The organism is Xanthomonas sp. WHRI 10207 (assembly GCF_040202975.1).
In the GTDB taxonomy this organism is placed as follows: domain Bacteria; phylum Pseudomonadota; class Gammaproteobacteria; order Xanthomonadales; family Xanthomonadaceae; genus Xanthomonas.
Genome location: NZ_JBEGDX010000002.1, coordinates 166,491 through 182,344, shown reverse-complemented (window position 1 = coordinate 182,344; position 15,854 = coordinate 166,491). Strand labels below are relative to the sequence as shown.

Annotated in this window: 16 protein-coding genes and 1 tRNA gene; 15 read left to right on the top strand and 2 right to left on the bottom strand. The window is 63.2% G+C overall.

Annotated elements, in window-relative coordinates; genetic code table 11:
* Positions 1 to 94: 94 nt before the first annotated feature.
* The 10 genes from trpB (at position 95) to ABQU90_RS06350 (ending at position 10,984) form a co-directional block, all read left to right on the top strand.
* Positions 95 to 1,312: a tryptophan synthase subunit beta gene (trpB, locus tag ABQU90_RS06395; protein WP_055850419.1), complete on the top strand. Its 1,218-nt coding sequence runs from the start codon at positions 95 to 97 to the stop codon at positions 1,310 to 1,312.
* The gene (locus tag ABQU90_RS06390) at positions 1,309 to 1,827 is read left to right on the top strand and encodes a hypothetical protein (protein ID WP_323521184.1); all 519 of its coding nucleotides are present in this window, start codon (positions 1,309 to 1,311) and stop codon (positions 1,825 to 1,827) included. Before trpB ends, ABQU90_RS06390 begins: the two co-directional genes overlap by 4 nt.
* Positions 1,824 to 2,645, top strand: a complete 822-nt coding sequence (gene trpA / locus ABQU90_RS06385; RefSeq protein ID WP_323521183.1) for a tryptophan synthase subunit alpha — start codon at positions 1,824 to 1,826, stop codon at positions 2,643 to 2,645. Before ABQU90_RS06390 ends, trpA begins: the two co-directional genes overlap by 4 nt.
* Positions 2,646 to 2,941: 296 nt before the next feature.
* A complete protein-coding gene (gene accD, locus ABQU90_RS06380; protein WP_104615893.1) occupies positions 2,942 to 3,826 on the top strand; it encodes an acetyl-CoA carboxylase, carboxyltransferase subunit beta in 885 nt (294 codons plus the stop codon).
* Between the two features lie 148 nt (positions 3,827 to 3,974).
* Positions 3,975 to 5,324: a phosphoglucosamine mutase gene (gene glmM, locus ABQU90_RS06375; RefSeq protein WP_323521182.1), complete on the top strand. Its 1,350-nt coding sequence runs from the start codon at positions 3,975 to 3,977 to the stop codon at positions 5,322 to 5,324.
* 123 nt (positions 5,325 to 5,447) lie between these two features.
* Complete coding sequence (locus tag ABQU90_RS06370; protein WP_055850060.1) at positions 5,448 to 6,386, top strand: isopenicillin N synthase family dioxygenase; 939 nt, start codon at positions 5,448 to 5,450, stop codon at positions 6,384 to 6,386.
* 257 nt (positions 6,387 to 6,643) lie between these two features.
* On the top strand, positions 6,644 to 7,327 hold the full coding sequence (locus tag ABQU90_RS06365; RefSeq protein ID WP_323521181.1) for a methylamine utilization protein: 684 nt from the start codon (positions 6,644 to 6,646) through the stop codon (positions 7,325 to 7,327).
* Positions 7,324 to 9,690 (top strand): putative bifunctional diguanylate cyclase/phosphodiesterase, encoded by a 2,367-nt coding sequence (locus ABQU90_RS06360; RefSeq protein ID WP_323521180.1) that lies wholly within the window; start codon positions 7,324 to 7,326, stop codon positions 9,688 to 9,690. The genes ABQU90_RS06365 and ABQU90_RS06360 overlap by 4 nt, the downstream gene beginning before the upstream one ends.
* On the top strand, positions 9,687 to 10,559 hold the full coding sequence (locus ABQU90_RS06355; RefSeq protein WP_115554125.1) for a DUF3034 family protein: 873 nt from the start codon (positions 9,687 to 9,689) through the stop codon (positions 10,557 to 10,559). The genes ABQU90_RS06360 and ABQU90_RS06355 overlap by 4 nt, the downstream gene beginning before the upstream one ends.
* Positions 10,559 to 10,984 (top strand): group I truncated hemoglobin, encoded by a 426-nt coding sequence (locus ABQU90_RS06350; protein WP_115513335.1) that lies wholly within the window; start codon positions 10,559 to 10,561, stop codon positions 10,982 to 10,984. Before ABQU90_RS06355 ends, ABQU90_RS06350 begins: the two co-directional genes overlap by 1 nt.
* 56 nt (positions 10,985 to 11,040) lie before the next feature.
* Here ABQU90_RS06350 and ABQU90_RS06345 read toward each other — a convergent pair whose 3' ends face one another.
* Together ABQU90_RS06345 and ABQU90_RS06340 are read right to left on the bottom strand one after the other, a co-directional pair.
* The gene (locus ABQU90_RS06345; RefSeq protein ID WP_323521179.1) at positions 11,041 to 12,435 is read right to left on the bottom strand and encodes a hypothetical protein; all 1,395 of its coding nucleotides are present in this window, start codon (positions 12,433 to 12,435) and stop codon (positions 11,041 to 11,043) included.
* Positions 12,436 to 12,518: 83 nt separating this feature from the next.
* Positions 12,519 to 13,319 carry an SDR family NAD(P)-dependent oxidoreductase gene (locus ABQU90_RS06340; protein ID WP_115554124.1) on the bottom strand — a complete coding sequence of 267 codons (801 nt, stop codon included), beginning with the start codon at positions 13,317 to 13,319 and terminating at the stop codon, positions 12,519 to 12,521.
* 112 nt (positions 13,320 to 13,431) lie between these two features.
* On the opposite strand from ABQU90_RS06340, the gene tpiA reads away from it, so the two are divergent.
* From tpiA to ABQU90_RS06315, 5 genes are all read left to right on the top strand, one after another.
* Positions 13,432 to 14,187, top strand: coding sequence for a triose-phosphate isomerase (gene tpiA, locus ABQU90_RS06335; protein ID WP_323521178.1), 756 nt, complete (start codon positions 13,432 to 13,434; stop codon positions 14,185 to 14,187).
* 33 nt (positions 14,188 to 14,220) lie between these two features.
* Positions 14,221 to 14,694, top strand: a complete 474-nt coding sequence (secG, locus tag ABQU90_RS06330) for a preprotein translocase subunit SecG (protein WP_323521177.1) — start codon at positions 14,221 to 14,223, stop codon at positions 14,692 to 14,694.
* A gap of 49 nt (positions 14,695 to 14,743) precedes the next feature.
* A tRNA-Leu gene (locus ABQU90_RS06325) sits at positions 14,744 to 14,828 on the top strand.
* Positions 14,829 to 14,933: 105 nt separating this feature from the next.
* Entirely contained in the window at positions 14,934 to 15,290 is a 357-nt protein-coding gene (locus ABQU90_RS06320; protein WP_005991364.1) for an NADH-quinone oxidoreductase subunit A, read from the top strand.
* A complete protein-coding gene (locus tag ABQU90_RS06315; RefSeq protein ID WP_039420570.1) occupies positions 15,281 to 15,835 on the top strand; it encodes a NuoB/complex I 20 kDa subunit family protein in 555 nt (184 codons plus the stop codon). Before ABQU90_RS06320 ends, ABQU90_RS06315 begins: the two co-directional genes overlap by 10 nt.
* The last annotated feature ends 19 nt before the right edge of the window (positions 15,836 to 15,854 follow it).

Below are 15,854 nucleotides of genomic sequence, written 5' to 3'. Positions count from 1 at the left end.
TCACAGGTTGCGGCAATCTTATCGATTTATCGCATTGCCTGGCTGCGGTAAGGTGACGGCTTCGCGTATGACCGCATCGCTGCAGAGGATCTCCATGTCGGCCCAGCCCATCAGTGACTTTTACGCCTATCCCGACGCTGCCGGCCACTTCGGCAAGTTCGGTGGCCGGTTTGTCGCCGAAACCTTGATCGGCCCGCTGCAGGAACTGTCTGCCGCCTACGATCAGGCGCGTCAGGACCCGGCGTTCATCGCCGAATACGACAAGGACCTCAAGCACTACGTCGGCCGGCCCAGCCCGATCTATCACGCCGAGCGGCTCAGTCGCGAAGTGGGCGGGGCGCAAATCCTGCTCAAGCGCGAAGACCTGAACCATACCGGCGCGCACAAGATCAACAACACCATCGGCCAGGCCCTGTTGGCCAGCCGCATGGGCAAGACCCGGATCATCGCCGAGACCGGCGCCGGCCAGCATGGCGTGGCCAGTGCCACGGTGGCGGCACGGCTGGGCCTGGAGTGCGTGGTCTACATGGGCGCCACCGACATCGAACGGCAGAAGATCAACGTCTACCGGATGCAGCTGCTGGGCGCGAAGGTGGTTCCGGTGACCTCCGGCTCGGCCACGCTCAAGGATGCGCTCAACGAAGCGATGCGCGACTGGGTCACCAATGTGCGCGACACCTTCTACATCATCGGCACGGTGGCCGGCCCGGACCCGTATCCGCGCATGGTGCGTGACTTCAACGCAATCGTGGGCCGCGAAGCACGTGAGCAGATGCTGCAGGACTACGGCCGCCTGCCGGATGCGATCAGCGCCTGCGTCGGTGGCGGCAGCAATGCCATCGGCCTGTTCCACGCCTTTCTCAACGATCCGGGCGTCAAGATCTACGGCGCCGAAGCCGCCGGCGACGGCATCGCCACCGGCCGCCATGCCGCGTCCATCGCTGCTGGACGCCCCGGCGTGCTGCACGGCAACCGCACCTACGTGATCTGCGACGACGACGGCCAGATCACTGAAACCCATTCGATCTCCGCGGGCCTTGATTACCCCGGCGTCGGGCCCGAGCACGCATTCCTGTCCGACAGTGGTCGCGCCGTGTATCAGGGCATCACCGACGACGAGGCGATGGCGGCCTTCCATCTGCTGGCGCACACCGAGGGCATTCTTGCCGCGCTGGAATCCAGCCACGCAGTGGCGCAGTCGATCAAGCTGGCGCGCGAGATGCCCAAGGACGCGCTGATCCTGTGCAACCTGTCCGGGCGTGGCGACAAGGACGTGCACACCATCGCCGCGCGCGAAGGCATGGTGCTGTGATCGCAGCGCAGATGCGCACGCTGGGCGGTGGTGTGTCGCTGCTGTGCATGTCTGCGCTGGCCTGTGCTGCGGCAACTGCCCCCGTGCTGGACCGCAGCGGTGAGGTACGTGTTGGCCAGCGCTTCAGTGAGCTGGAGCCACGTGCGCGCTGGGCACCGCTCAACGCGGGGCCGCTGGGACATTGCGGCTATGTGGAAGCCGGGTTGTTACCCAGCGGCGTGGCGATGATGGTCGAAGCCGATCGCATCGTCCGTTTCGACGTTACCGACTCCGGCCCGGTGGGCCCGTTCGGTATCCGCGTTGGCGACAGCGAGGCGGAGGCGCGTGCGCGCCTGCCATCGGGCTACAGCGTCCAACCGCATAAATATGGCCGCGATGGCGGCAACGCTCTTTATTTGACGTGGCGCGACCCGCAAGGCGAGTTCGCCGTTCGCTATGAAACCGGAGAAGGCACTGTGACATCGATGTATTGGGGAAGCTGGGACGCCGTGCAACTGGTGGAGGGCTGCGCATGAGCCGTGCGCCAGACCGTATCGCTGCGCGTTTTGACGCCCTGCGTCAGGCCGGCCGCAAGGCACTGATTCCCTTCATTACCGCCGGCGACCCATCGCTGGAAGCCACCGTGCCGGTGATGCATGCGCTGGTGCGCGCCGGTGCCGACGTGATCGAATTGGGCGTTCCGTTCTCCGATCCGATGGCCGACGGCCCCACCATCCAGCGCAGTTCCGAGCGCGCGCTGGGGCGTGGCGCTGGCCTGGCCTACGTGCTGGAAGCGGTGCACGAATTCCGCCGCGAAGACGCCACCACCCCGGTGGTGCTGATGGGCTACCTCAACCCGATCGAAATCCACGGCACGCGCCGCTTCGCCGAAGCCGCCGTCGCTGCAGGTGTGGACGGCGTGCTGCTGGTCGATCTGCCTCCCGAAGAAGCAGCAGAAACCCGCGAAATCTTCACCGAGGTCGGGCTGGCGCTGATCGCGCTGGCCTCGCCGACCACCAGCGAGCAGCGCCTGGACATGCTGTGCAGCACCGCGCAGGGCTATCTGTACTACGTCAGCTTTGCTGGCGTGACCGGCGCCTCCAACCTGCTCGATACCCATGCCGCCAGTGATCGCTTGCGCCAGTTGCGCCAGCGCGCCGGCGCACCGGTGGTGGCAGGATTCGGCATCAAGGATGCTGCCAGTGCCGCCGCGATGGCGGTCGATGCAGACGGTGTCGTGGTCGGCAGCGCCCTGGTCGCGGCCCTGGCCGAAGCCGAAGATGTGCGCAGCGCCCGCGAATGCGCTGAAGCCTTCCTGGCCCCGCTGCGGCAGGCGCTGGATCAGACGCAGTGAGACATCTGCGCAGCAGGCCCGGTTAGCGCTCGCTGCGTGGGAAAGGCGGCGCGGCGTTAGTCCCTCTCTTGCGGCAAGGGGAGGGGGGACGTCAAGCGGTGCGAGGCTGCGCAAGGCCGTTAGCGGACGTTGCGTCAAATACCAGCCCGCAGCGCCAAACAGCCATCTCAAGCAAGCCCCGCCAGAACCCCGGCCATCCGCCGCTGCCCCACGCGCTGCACCAGCCTGGGGCGCTGCGTTAGACTGTCGCCCCTCTGCGGCCCGCATCGCCGCCCTGCATGGATTGTCATAAACGCATGAGTTGGCTCAGCAAATTGATGCCCTCCGGCATCCGCACCGAGAACACCCCAGCCAAGAAGCGCAGCGTCCCCGAGGGTCTGTGGGAAAAGTGCAGCAACTGCGGCAGCGCGCTGTACGGCCCGGAGCTTGAGGAGAACCTGGAGGTGTGTCCGAAGTGTGACCACCACATGGCCATTCGCGCCCGCGCGCGCCTGAACTCGCTGTTCGACCCGGAAACCGCGACTACCGAAATCGCCGCCCAGCTGAGTCCGGTCGACGTGCTCAAGTTCAAGGACCAGAAGCGCTACGGCGAACGCATCAAGGCCAGTCAAAAGGCCAGCGGCGAGTACGACGCGCTCATCGCCATGCGCGGCACGCTCAAGGGCAACCCGCTGGTCGCAGCCGCCTTCGATTTTCCCTTCATGGGCGGCTCGATGGGCTCGGTGGTCGGCGAGCGCTTTGCGCGTGCGGCCGAAGTAGCGCTGGAAGTGGGCTGCCCGTTCGTGTGCTTCTCCGCCAGTGGCGGGGCGCGCATGCAGGAAGGTCTGTTTTCGCTGATGCAGATGGCCAAGACCTCCGCAGCGCTCGGTCGCCTGCGCGAAGCCGGCTTGCCGTACATCTCGGTGCTGACCCATCCCACCACCGGTGGCGTGTCGGCGTCGTTCGCGATGCTCGGCGATATCAACATCGCAGAACCGCACGCATTGATCGGCTTCGCCGGCCCGCGTGTGATCGAACAGACTGTGCGCGAAACCTTGCCGGAAGGCTTTCAGCGTTCGGAATTCCTGCTCGATCACGGCGCCATCGACCAGATCTGCGACCGTCGCGAGATGCGCGACCGCATTGCCGACCTGACCGCGATGATGATGCGTCAGGCGCGTCCGCAGGAGGCGGTGGCGTGAGGATGGCACTGATGAACACCGGGCCCGGGACCCAGGGCCGGGGACTCGAAAACGCTGTGCTCGCTCGCATGGCATTTTGCGATTGCAACGGTTCTTGCCAGGTCTCAGGGCCACGGTCCCTGGTCTCGGTCCTCAAGGTCCAGACCCTGTGAGCGCCCGTAAATACTTCGGCACCGACGGCATCCGCGGTCGGGTCGGGCAGGGCGTCATTTCTGCCGACTTCGTACTGCGCCTGGGCAATGCGCTCGGCCGCGTGCTCACGCAAGGGCGCAGCAAGCGTCCGCTGGTGTTGATCGGCAAGGACACCCGTATTTCCGGCTACATGTTCGAAGCCGCGTTGGAAGCCGGCCTGGTCGCTGCAGGCGCCGATGTGCAGATGATTGGCCCGATGCCGACGCCCGCCATCGCGTTCTTGACCAGCACCTTGCGCGCCGATGCCGGCGTGGTCATCAGCGCCTCGCACAACCCGCATTACGACAACGGCATCAAGTTCTTCTCCGCCGAGGGCGAAAAGCTCGATGACGCCACCGAAGCGGCGATCGAAGCCGCGTTGGACGAGCCGTTCCATACCGTGGAATCCGAGCGCCTGGGCAAGGCGATCCGCACCCGCGATGCGATCGGCCGTTACATCGAATTCTGCAAGGCCAGCGTGGCACGCGGCTTCACCCTGCACGGCCTGAAAATGGTGCTGGATTGCGCGCACGGCGCCACGTATCACATCGCGCCGATGCTGTTCCGTGAGCTGGGTGCCGATGTGGTGGTGATCGGTGCGGCGCCGGACGGGCTTAACATCAACGATGGCGTTGGCTCGACGCATATCGACAACCTTGCCGCCAAGGTGCGCGAGAGCGGCGCGCATCTGGGCATCGCCTTCGATGGCGATGGCGATCGCGTGCTGATGGCCGACGACCAGGGCAACCCGGTCGATGGCGACGATCTGCTGTATCTCCTGGCCCGCTCGTGGCAGGCCAGCGGCCGGCTCACCGGCACCGTGGTCGGCACCTTGATGACCAATTACGGCCTGGAGCCGGCACTGGCCGCGCTGCGGATTCCGTTCCAGCGCGCAAAGGTGGGCGACCGCTACGTGCATCAGGCGCTGGTCGAAGGCGGCGGCACGCTGGGTGGAGAGACCTCCGGCCATTTGCTGTGTCTGGACCGCGCCAGCACCGGCGACGGCATCGTCAGCGCACTGCAGGTGCTCGAAGCGCTGGGCCGCGATGGGCACAGCCTTCGCGAAGCGCTGAGCGGCCTGGCCAAGGTGCCGCAAAAGACCGTGAATGTGCGTCTGGAGGGCGGCGCGGCCAAGGCCATCGTCGAAGCGCCCGGCGTGCAGCAGGCGCTGCAGCAGGCGCAAGCCGCCGTGCAAGGCCGCGGACGTGCGTTCCTGCGTCCGTCCGGCACCGAGCCTGTGGTGCGCGTGACCGTGGAAGCCGACGACGCCGGCCTGATGCAGGACACGCTCGACCGGCTCTCCGGAGCGGTGCGTGACGCGGCGTGAGTCGCTGATCATTGGCGTTTGCGTGGTCCTCGCCAAGGCCGCAACGTTCTATGTGTTGTATCGCCTGCTGTCCTGAGCGGCAGGCGTCCTCCCGACTTTTCGACTTCGACTGCAGATATCCGTATGAGCGCGCGCATCCCCACCCTGGACATCACCCGTTTCGATACCGATCGCGACGCTTTCGTCGCCGAGCTCGGTGCGGCCTATCGCCAATGGGGCTTTGCCGGCATCCGCAATCACGGCATCGCGCAGACCGAGATCGACGCGGCCTACGACGTGTTCAAGGCATTCTTCGCGTTGCCGGAAGAGGTCAAGCGCCGCTACCACGTGCCGGGCAGTGGCGGCGCACGTGGCTATACCGCCTTTGGTGTGGAAACCGCCAAGGACTCCAAGCATTTCGATCTGAAGGAGTTCTGGCACATCGGCCGCGAGATTCCGGACGATTCGCCGTACCGCGAGGTGATGGCGCCGAACCTGTGGCCGGAAGAAGTGCCCGGATTCCGTGAGCGCGGCTACCAGCTGTATCAGCAGCTCGACCAGCTGGGCTCGCGCGTGCTCGCAGCACTGGCGCTGCACATCGGCCTGCCGCAGGACTATTTTGTCGACAAGACCAACAACGGCAATTCGATCCTGCGCCCGATCCATTATCCGCCGATCACCAGCGACGACATTCCCAATGTGCGCGCCGGGGCGCATGGCGACATCAACTTCATCACCTTGCTGGTCGGTGCGAGCGCGGCCGGTCTGGAAGTGCGTTCCAACGACGGCGAGTGGGTGCCGTTCACCGCTGACGCCGACACCATCGTGGTCAATATCGGCGACATGCTGCAGCGTCTGACCAACCATGTTTATCCGTCCACGATTCACCGCGTGGTGAACCCGCCGGGCGAAGCGGCGCGCAAGCCGCGCTACTCGGTGCCGTTCTTCCTGCATCCAAATCCGGACTTTTTGATCGACGTGCTGCCCTCATGCATCAGTGCCGACAACCCGAGCCGCTACCTCGAGCCGATCACCGCACACGGGTTTCTGGAAGAGCGCCTGCGCGAGATCAAGCTGAAGTAACTCGACAGAGAGGTCGACTGTTGGCGCTGTTGGTTTTTTCGGCGCCAGGTGCGCAATGCGTGGCCGATCGCTCAAACAGCGCATGGCCGCGTCCGCAACATGCGGCATGACAGGTGCCACACTTCTATTCATAAAATTCCGCTCGTGTCTGGTTAAAGCTTGCGTTCACCCGCGCCGATAACTCAGTCTGATCGCTAGCGCGACGTCGGATTCGCCTGGCGCCCGCTGCCGATTGCACGAGGTAGGGGCGCATGCGGATGCCGTGGTTTAAACAATTAGGTGCGATGTCGTTGCTTGCGCTGTCTGGCGCGATGACACCGGCTGCAGCAACGCCGGTGAGCGTCACCGTGACCGATGCCAACGGTGTCCTGGTCGATGCGGTGGTCAGTCTGGAACTGCCGCGGCCCGCTGCAGCCAGCGCGGGCAAGATGCTGGAGATGGATCAGGTCAATTCGCAATTCGTGCCGGCGGTCTTGGCGGTGCGCACCGGCACCTCGGTACGGTTTCCGAACAACGATCAGATCCGTCACCAGGTGTATTCGTTCTCGCCCGCCAAACGCTTCGAATTGCCGCTGTTTCAGGGCACTACCGCTGCACCGGTGCGGTTCGATCAGGCCGGTCTGGTCACGGTGGGCTGCAACATCCATGACTGGATGCTGGGCTATATCGTGGTGCTGGAGACGCCGTATTTCGGCAAGACCGGGAGCGATGGTCGCGTACAACTCGATGCCCCGGCAGGAACGTACACGCTGCGCGTGTGGCATCCACGCATCAAGGGCGCTGCGGTGGGCGAGCCGCTGGTGATTGCGCGTGATGCCTTGCAACGCAAGGTCACCTTGCAGACCACTGGCGCCGCTCCGGCGGTGGCGCCACCGGACGAGCGCGTGCGTGCGCTGCAGGACAAGTTCCGCAGCGCCGATCCCAAGAAGCCGCACCCATGAGGGCGATGCGCCTGCACACGCGCATCGCGGCTCTGCTGGTGCTGGTCGTGCTGGCCACGCAGGCGTTGACCTTCATCGCCGTGCAGCTGGCCACCGAGCGCAGCGTCAAGGCGCAATTGGGCGAAGAACTGCAGATCGGCGAACGCGTGTGGCAGCGCATCAATCTGCGCCGTGATGAGCAATTGCTGCAATCGGCGTCGGTGCTGGCAGACGACTTCGGTTTTCGTGCCGCGGTGGCCAGCGGCGATGTGCCCACCATGCAATCGGCGCTGCGCAACCATGCCGCGCGCATGTCTGCGCAGACCGCAGTGCTGCTTTCGCCGGATGGCGAATTTTTGACCGGGTTGGCCGACCTTCCGCAGGCCGAACAATTGCGTGCGGTGCAGGCGTTGTTGCAGCAGGCGCAGCGCGATGGACGCGCAGTCGGCGTGGTTGCCCTGGATCAACATATCGTGCGCCTGGCCGTGGTGCAGGTGCTGGCGCCCAGTCGCGTTGGCTGGATCGCGATCGGCAACGAATCCGGCGACGGCCTGGCGCAGGACTTCCGCAGCACGACTGGACTGGATGCCACGTTCTTTACCGATGGCCCACCGGTGCGCGTGCTGGCATCCACCCTGGAGCCGGCAGCGCGTCGCGAGTTTGCGCAACAGTTACCTGCCGCCGAGCACACGCAGGCGGAAGCGATTCCGCTCAACCTGGGCGAATCACGCTACCTGGTCAAACTGCAATCGCTTCAGGGCGACAGCCACGTGCGGGTGGCCTTGCAGGCCTCGCTCGATCGCGCGGTCGCGCCCTATCGCACGCTCAAGTTGCGCATCCTGCTGCTGGCAGGTTTGGCAACCGCTGCAGCCCTGTGCGTGGCGATCTTTCTGGCACGCAGCGTCAGCAAACCGGTCGCGCAACTGGTGCAGGCAGCGCGACGCATCCAGCGCGGCGATTATCAGACGGCGGTGGAGGTTCCGCCGGGTCGCGAGCTCGCCGAACTGGCCGATAGTTTTGGGCGCATGCAACATCAGATCGCCAGCCGCGAGCAACACATTCTGCATCAGGCGCGGCACGACGCATTGACCGGGCTGCCCAATCGGGTTTGGTTGCTCGAACGCCTGAAAGACGTGACCGCGCAGACAGTCGCCTCCGGCGGAACGGCGGCGGTGCTGATTCTGGATCTGGAGCGTTTCAAAGAACTCAACGACAGCCTTGGTCATGATTTCGCCGACCAAGTGCTGGTCGAGGCCGGCCGCAGGCTTGCAGAGGTGGTGCAGGAACCGAACCTGGTCGGGCGGTTGGGCAGCGATGAGTTCATGGTGATCGTGGCGCACGCCGATGCGACCACCGTGCAGCAGGACGCACAACGCCTGCTGCTGCAACTGCGTCGCCCATTGGTGTTGCCGCAGGCACGCATCCAGCTCGAAGCCAGCATCGGCATCGCCCTGATTCCCGAGCATGGCGCAGACCCGGACACCTTGTTACGCCGTGCCGACATCGCGCGTCGGCAGGTGGACGATGCCGCCACCATCGGTGCCAGCGTCTATCGCATGGGGCAGGACGAACAGCATCTGCGGCGGCTGCGCCTCACCGGCGATCTGCGCCAGGCTATCGGCGGTAACGAGTTGACCTTGCGCTTCCAACCCAAGATTTGCCTGCGCAGCGATCGCGTCGAACAGGTCGAAGTGCTGGTGCGTTGGCATCACCCGACGCTGGGTCCGATCGGGCCCGACGAGTTCATTCCGCTGGCCGAGCATTCGGGTGTCATCCATCCATTGACCCGCTTCGTGTTGGACGAGGCGCTGCGCTGCCAGGCGCACTGGCGCACGCAAGGGCTGGAGCTGGGCATGGCGATCAATCTGTCGGCACTGGATCTCTCCGATCCGGGGTTGCCCGATTACGTGCGTGCGCGGCTGGAACAGCATGCGGTGCCGGCGCAGTCGGTCACGCTGGAACTGACCGAAAGCGCCTTGATGCGCGATGTCGAATCCGCGCTGCACATGCTGCATCAACTGCGTAGCGTCGGCGTACGTCTGTCCATCGACGACTTCGGCACCGGCTATTCCTCGTTGGCCCAACTCAAGCGCATGCCGGTGAATGAATTGAAGATCGACAAGAGCTTCGTCATGCAGCTGGCCGAAGGCACCGACGATGCGTTCATCGTGCGCAGCACGATCGATCTGGGGCATAACCTGGGCCTGAGCGTGATCGCCGAAGGTGTCGAAAACGCCACTGCGCTCGGTCTGTTGCGCGGCTATGGCTGCGACATGGTGCAGGGCTATCTCTACGCACCGCCGCTGGAGCAAGCCCCCTTCGTGGCGTGGTGCATGCGCCAACTTGGAATGACCTCGCCCTCGCAGATGGGAGCGCAACGATGAAGCATCGTCTCCGCGCTGCGCTCGCCTCTGCAGTGTGCGGTGTTGCGCTCATGCCAGCGTTTGCGGTCGCCGGCGACGGGCGCCTGCTCGCTACCGGTGGCGTGTCGATGATCGAAGGCAGTAGCGGTGGCGGCATCGTGCCATGGGCCACGTTGTCGGGGTATGGCACGCGCGACGAGCTCGGTACCGTGCTGTTCGCCACGCATGTGGACAGCGGCGATTATCGACTCGATGTACAAGGCGCCGCGCTGACGGTCGGCAACCGCCTGGAACTGTCGCTTGCGCGCCAGCGCCTGGACCTGGGCACCTTGCAGGATCGCCTGGCGCTGCCGTGGAACGCGCTCGGCCAGGATGTCTTCGGCGCCAAGCTGCGCGTGTACGGCGATCTGGTCTACGGGCGCGCCCCGCAAGTCAGCGTCGGCGTGCAGTACAAGCGTCTGCGCGACGGCACGCTGCCATTGGCTATCGGTGCACGTGACGACCACGGCACCGATGTCTATGTCAGCGCCAGCAGGCTGCTGTTGCAGGGCGCTGGCGGCTATCAATTACTGCTCAACGGTACGCTGCGCGCGACCCGCGCCAATCAGACCGGTTTGCTCGGCTTCGGTGGCGATCGTCGCAACAGCTATCGACTGGTCGCTGAGGCCAGTGCTGCGGTCGTGCTGTCGCCGTCGTGGGTGGTTGGTGTGGAATATCGCGGCAAACCGGACAATCTGGGCTTTGCGCGCGAACAGGCCTGGGCCGACGGTTTTGTTGCCTGGTTCCCCAGCAAGCATGTGTCGTTGACCGCAGCCTGGGCCGATCTTGGCGACATCGCCACGCTGACCAACCAGCGCGGCCCGTATCTCTCCTTGCAGGTAGCGTTCTGATGAATCGATGGCTGCGGTGGTCCCTGCTATGTGTGCTGAGCCTGAGTGCCTGCGCCACCACGCAGCCGCCTCAAACGCTGTACGACGAACTTGGTGGCCAGGCCGGCATCGAGGCGCTGGTGGAAACCATGTTGTCGCGCATTGCTGACGATCAACGCATCGTCGACAAATTCGCGCGGGTCAATATCGTCATGCTCAACGCGCGCCTGGTGCAGAAGTTCTGCCATGTCGCCGATGGCCCGTGCCCGGATACCGCCAAATCGATGCAACAGGCGCATGCGCATCTGGCCATTCGCGAGGGCGATTTCAACGCCTTGGTCGAAGATCTCAACTGGGCAATGGATCAACAAAAGATCCCGCGCCGCACCCAGAATCGCCTGCTGGCACGGCTGGCCGCCATGCACGGCGAGATAGTCAATCACTAAGCCTCGCTTGTTGAACTCGCGACTGAATGCTGCGGCGGGCATTGACTTTAAGGAATCTAATTTGGTGTGGCTGGGATGTATGACTCCGGTCGGGCGTGAATCGGATTTTCTACTGAATCGGCAACAAAGCAATAGATGCCTGCCGTCAGTGTCGCAGTCAAGACCATTTGGAGGGCGAGCGTTTTGCTGTTGATTCTTTGAAATGCTAGTGCGCAATAAGACATGCAATACAAGGGCAGAAAGAATCGCGTTTCAATTGCGCCGGGGACGATGGCGATGCATGGTGCTATCAAAGTCAGTGCGTATAAGGCTTTGGTACGTCTGGGCTCCTGGGATGTGGAGAGGATAGCCTTTCCCAGTTGAGTAATTCCGAAGGTGACGATAACTAGAAAAATGAGTGACTTAACATTTTTTTCGGAAGAAGGTTGTCTTGTATAAATCTCGCCATCTCTTGCATCCAGTGCTGATGCTGTGTGGCGCAAATAGATTTCAGCGAAAGTGATGGGGTTATCCGTCATCATCGCGAAGATTTTCGTGAAAGATTGATTTTCAGCGAACCCGCCGTTTTTCTCGAGTACTGCGGCGCCGCGATCGTTTGCGTAGAAGGTTGGTATTGCTTGTTGTGTGTCAGGGTCAATGAACGTTTCGTATCTATCGACGACCATGCCCCATGTCAGCTGCCTGGCAAAAAGCGATGCGCCACGGACATCGGTTACCACCAATGGCGATGCGATTGCATGGTGTTTGTAGTTGATCGCCATCTGTGGCAGCGCGCCGATTAGCGAGCCCAGCAGAAAGAAGGTTAGTGCAAGAGCCTTGCGTTGAATATCTTTGGCAAAAAAACATGCAATAACGATGGCTAGGCTGATGAATGAAAATAGGTAGATGGTTCTCACATTATATGTGAAGTAGCAGATTGTTCCGGTAAGCAGGAGTCCTGCGAACGATTTCGATCTGATTGAACTGATCGCCAAGTGTAAAGAAAGTGCCATCAAGCCGAGGGATGGCGCATCACTCAGGGGGTAAGAAACAAGGCCTGGAAAAACGACTGCCGTCAAAAGCGACGGGATGATTCGTCTGACTGTCGTTAATTTTCCGCCGAACATCGATCGGTAAAGGTTTGGAATCAGAATGGAGAATGCGTAGCCGTATCCGATGGATTGCCCTACTTTTAGAAAAAAAAGCCCGGCAGTCTGTGAGTGGTCAAAGACAAGCCTGAAGGGAGTCAATAGAAGTGGATACGCATAACCCCGGATTGTTTGCGGGAAGGTGCCCTCAAGAATGGCTGAGCTTATTGCCCAGTAAGCGCCAGCGTCACCTGTAAAGTCCTTGGCATTGATGACCAGTTGGATTGTGAGGAAGATAGCGACAGCAGCAAGAAATGGAAGCAGCCTTGCATCGTCGTTGAGCGCCGGTGGTGTAAGCACGGGTCTTGTTTCCAGCTTGGTCATTATCTTGTCCGCATCCTTGATGGTCGTGACGTGTGCCGACCCCAATGCATTTTAGTGTCTGTTAGTTGAAGACTTGCCTGTTCTCAGTCTAGCGGTCTTACCCGATGCGAGCCGCGCGCCATCAGGCGCAGCGCAACCGAATGCGGCAGCAGGCGCAGTGCGGCATTGACCAGCCGATAGCGCCAGCCCGGCACTGCCAGCACCTGGCCACGCTCCAAGGCGGCGATGCCGTACTCGGCAACTGCATCGGCCTGCAGCCAGGCCCAGCCGGGCAGGGTGGACATCGCCTCGCGGGTGCCGGTGACATCGTGGAATTCCGACCACGCAAAGCCCGGGCACAGCGCACACACCTTGACCGCGCAATCGGCGTTTTCCAGCGCCAGCGACTCGCTGAAGCGCAACATGAAGCTCTTGCTGGCCGCATACAGCGTCTGCCCATCGGCACTGGGCGTGAGTGCGGCAAACGATGCGACGTTAAGAATGCGGCCCTGGCCACTGGCGCGGATCATCGGCAACAGCCGCCAGGTCAGCTCGCACACCGCGCCGATCATCACCTGCAGAAAGCGCGCATGCGTGGCCCAGTCGTTGTGCAGGTAGCGGCCCGGCACGCCGTAGCCGGCATTGTTGACCAGCGTGCCTACCGTCCAGCCATTGCGCTGGATCTGCGTCACCAGCGCCTCGGCCGCCGCAGGGTCGGCCAGGTCGGCCGGCAATACCTCTACACGTACCTGCGTGCCCAGTTCGGCGGCCAGCGCCTGTAGTCGGTCCACCCGGCGTGCGGTCAGGATCAACGGCACGCCCCGTTTGGCGTACGCCCGCGCAATCTCGCGGCCGATCCCGCTGGAGGCGCCGGTGACCAGCGCAAAGACAGGTGAAACGGACATGGCAGGTTCCTGTTGAACGAGGGGTGGGACATGCGGCGGACAGAAGTGTGCCGGTTGCCGACAGGGCATGGGCTATTCTGTCGCCTGTCTTCCACTCAGGAACCTGCGCCTGATGCGTCGAAAGATCGTTGCCGGAAATTGGAAGCTGCATGGCAGCCGCGCCTTCGCCACCGAATTGGTGGCCCAGGTCGCTGCGCACATGCCCCTGGAGGGTGTCGATGTCGTCATCCTGCCGCCACTGCCTTACCTCGGCGACCTGATCGAGGATTTCGAGGCGCATCACCTGTCCTTTGGAGCCCAGGACGTCAGTAGTAACGAGAAGGGCGCCTACACCGGCGAGGTCTCGGCCACGATGCTGGTGGATGTCGGGGCCGGCTACGGACTGGTCGGTCACTCCGAGCGCCGCCAGTACCACCAGGAGAGTAGTGAGCTGGTGGCGCATAAGTTTGCCGCCGCCATCCACGCCGGCTTGATCCCGGTGCTGTGCGTGGGCGAGTCGCTGGAACAGCGTGAAGCCGGTCAGACTGAGGAAATCCTACGTGCCCAGCTCGAGCCGGTACTGGCATTGGTCGGCAGCGAGGGCTTTGCCCGCGCGGTGCTGGCCTATGAACCGATCTGGGCCATTGGGACCGGACGGACTGCCAGCCCGGAGCAGGCGCAGGCCGTGCACGCCTTCCTGCGTGGCGAAGTCGCGAAGGCGGATGCTAGAATTGCCGACTCTCTGCCCATCCTGTACGGGGGCAGTGTCAAGCCCGACAACGCCGGCGAGCTGTTCGCGCAGCCCGATGTCGATGGTGGGCTTGTCGGAGGCGCCTCCTTGGTGGCCGAAGATTTCCTGGCCATTGCGCGTGCGGCGGCCGCTTGTTAACCCATTAAGTTTTGTCCGGGGACGGATTTCGAAATGCTGATGTTGATCCTCAATGTGGTCTACGTGCTGGTCGCGCTGGCGATGATTGCGCTGATCCTGATGCAGCGTGGTGCGGGTGCGGCAGCCGGTTCCGGCTTCGGTGCCGGTGCCTCGGGCACGGTGTTCGGTTCGCAGGGTGCGTCGAACTTCCTGTCCAAGTCGACCAAGTGGCTGGCTGTGGTGTTTTTCAGCATCAGTCTGTTCATGGCGTGGTACGCCACCCACGGTGCCCGTCCGACTGATCAGAACCTGGGTGTGATGTCGCAGTCCGCCACCGCGGCACCGGCTGCAGCCGGTGAGTTGACCCAGCCGTTGCCGCAGGTGCCTGCCGCCGGTGCGGTACCGACCGCTCCGTCGCAGCCTGCTCCTGCCGCCGCACCCGCTGCTGCGCCAGTGCAGTCCGCACCTGCGCCGTCGGCGCCAGCGGCCAGCGAAGAAAACGCTTCAGAACCAGCACAAAAACGCTGAAGCCGGTTACAATACGCTGCGCACTGGGATGCCCAGCGGCGCAACGTATGCCCAGGTGGCGGAATTGGTAGACGCACTACCTTGAGGTGGTAGCGACTTAGGTCGTAGGGGTTCGAGTCCCCTCTTGGGCACCATTGTTTGGCTGCAGTTCCTGTGCATTGCGACACGTCGCGCGCAGGGTCTGCCTATACCCCATGCCGGCACGCGGCGCGTGCGGGCAGAGGCAAGAGAGAATCGCTGTGCTGGCCGAATATTTGCCGAGTCTGCTGTTTCTGATCGTCGCCACTGGCATCGGCATCGTGCTGATGCTGATTGGTCGGTTCCTCGCTCCGCGCAGCCCGGACGCGCGCAAGCTTTCGCCGTACGAGTGTGGCTTCGAGGCATTCGAAGACGCGCGCATGAAGTTCGATGTGCGCTACTACCTCATCGCGATCCAGTTCATCGTGTTTGACCTGGAAATCATCTTCATCGTGCCGTGGACGCAGGTGTTCATGGAGATCGGCGCACGTTCGCTGGTCACCATGGGGCTGTTCGTCGGCATGTTGTTCCTCGGCTTTATCTACGTGTGGAAGAAGGGAGCGCTGGAATGGGAGTGATTCAGACCCTGGATCGTCTGATGACCAACCCGATGCCGGAAGGCCGGGTGGAAGACATCCTGCGCCCGGACGGCGAAAACCCGCTGCTCGAGAAGGGCTACGTGACCACCAGCGTCGACGCGCTGTTGAACTGGGCGCGGACCGGCTCGATGTGGCCGATGACCTTCGGCCTGGCTTGCTGTGCGGTCGAAATGATGCACGCTGGCGCCTCGCGTCTGGACCTGGATCGGTACGGCGTGGTGTTCCGCCCGTCGCCGCGCCAGTCCGACGTGATGATCGTCGCCGGTACTTTGGTCAACAAGATGGCCCCGGCGCTGCGCAAGGTCTACGACCAGATGCCGGACCCGAAGTGGGTCATCTCGATGGGTAGCTGCGCCAACGGCGGCGGCTACTATCACTATTCGTATTCGGTGGTGCGCGGTTGCGATCGCATCGTGCCGGTGGACATCTATGTCCCGGGCTGCCCGCCGACCGCCGAGGCGCTGGTCTACGGCATCTTGCAGCTGCAGAAGAAGATCTGGCGTACCCAGACGATCGCGCGCTGATACCCGTCTTCTCCTACCG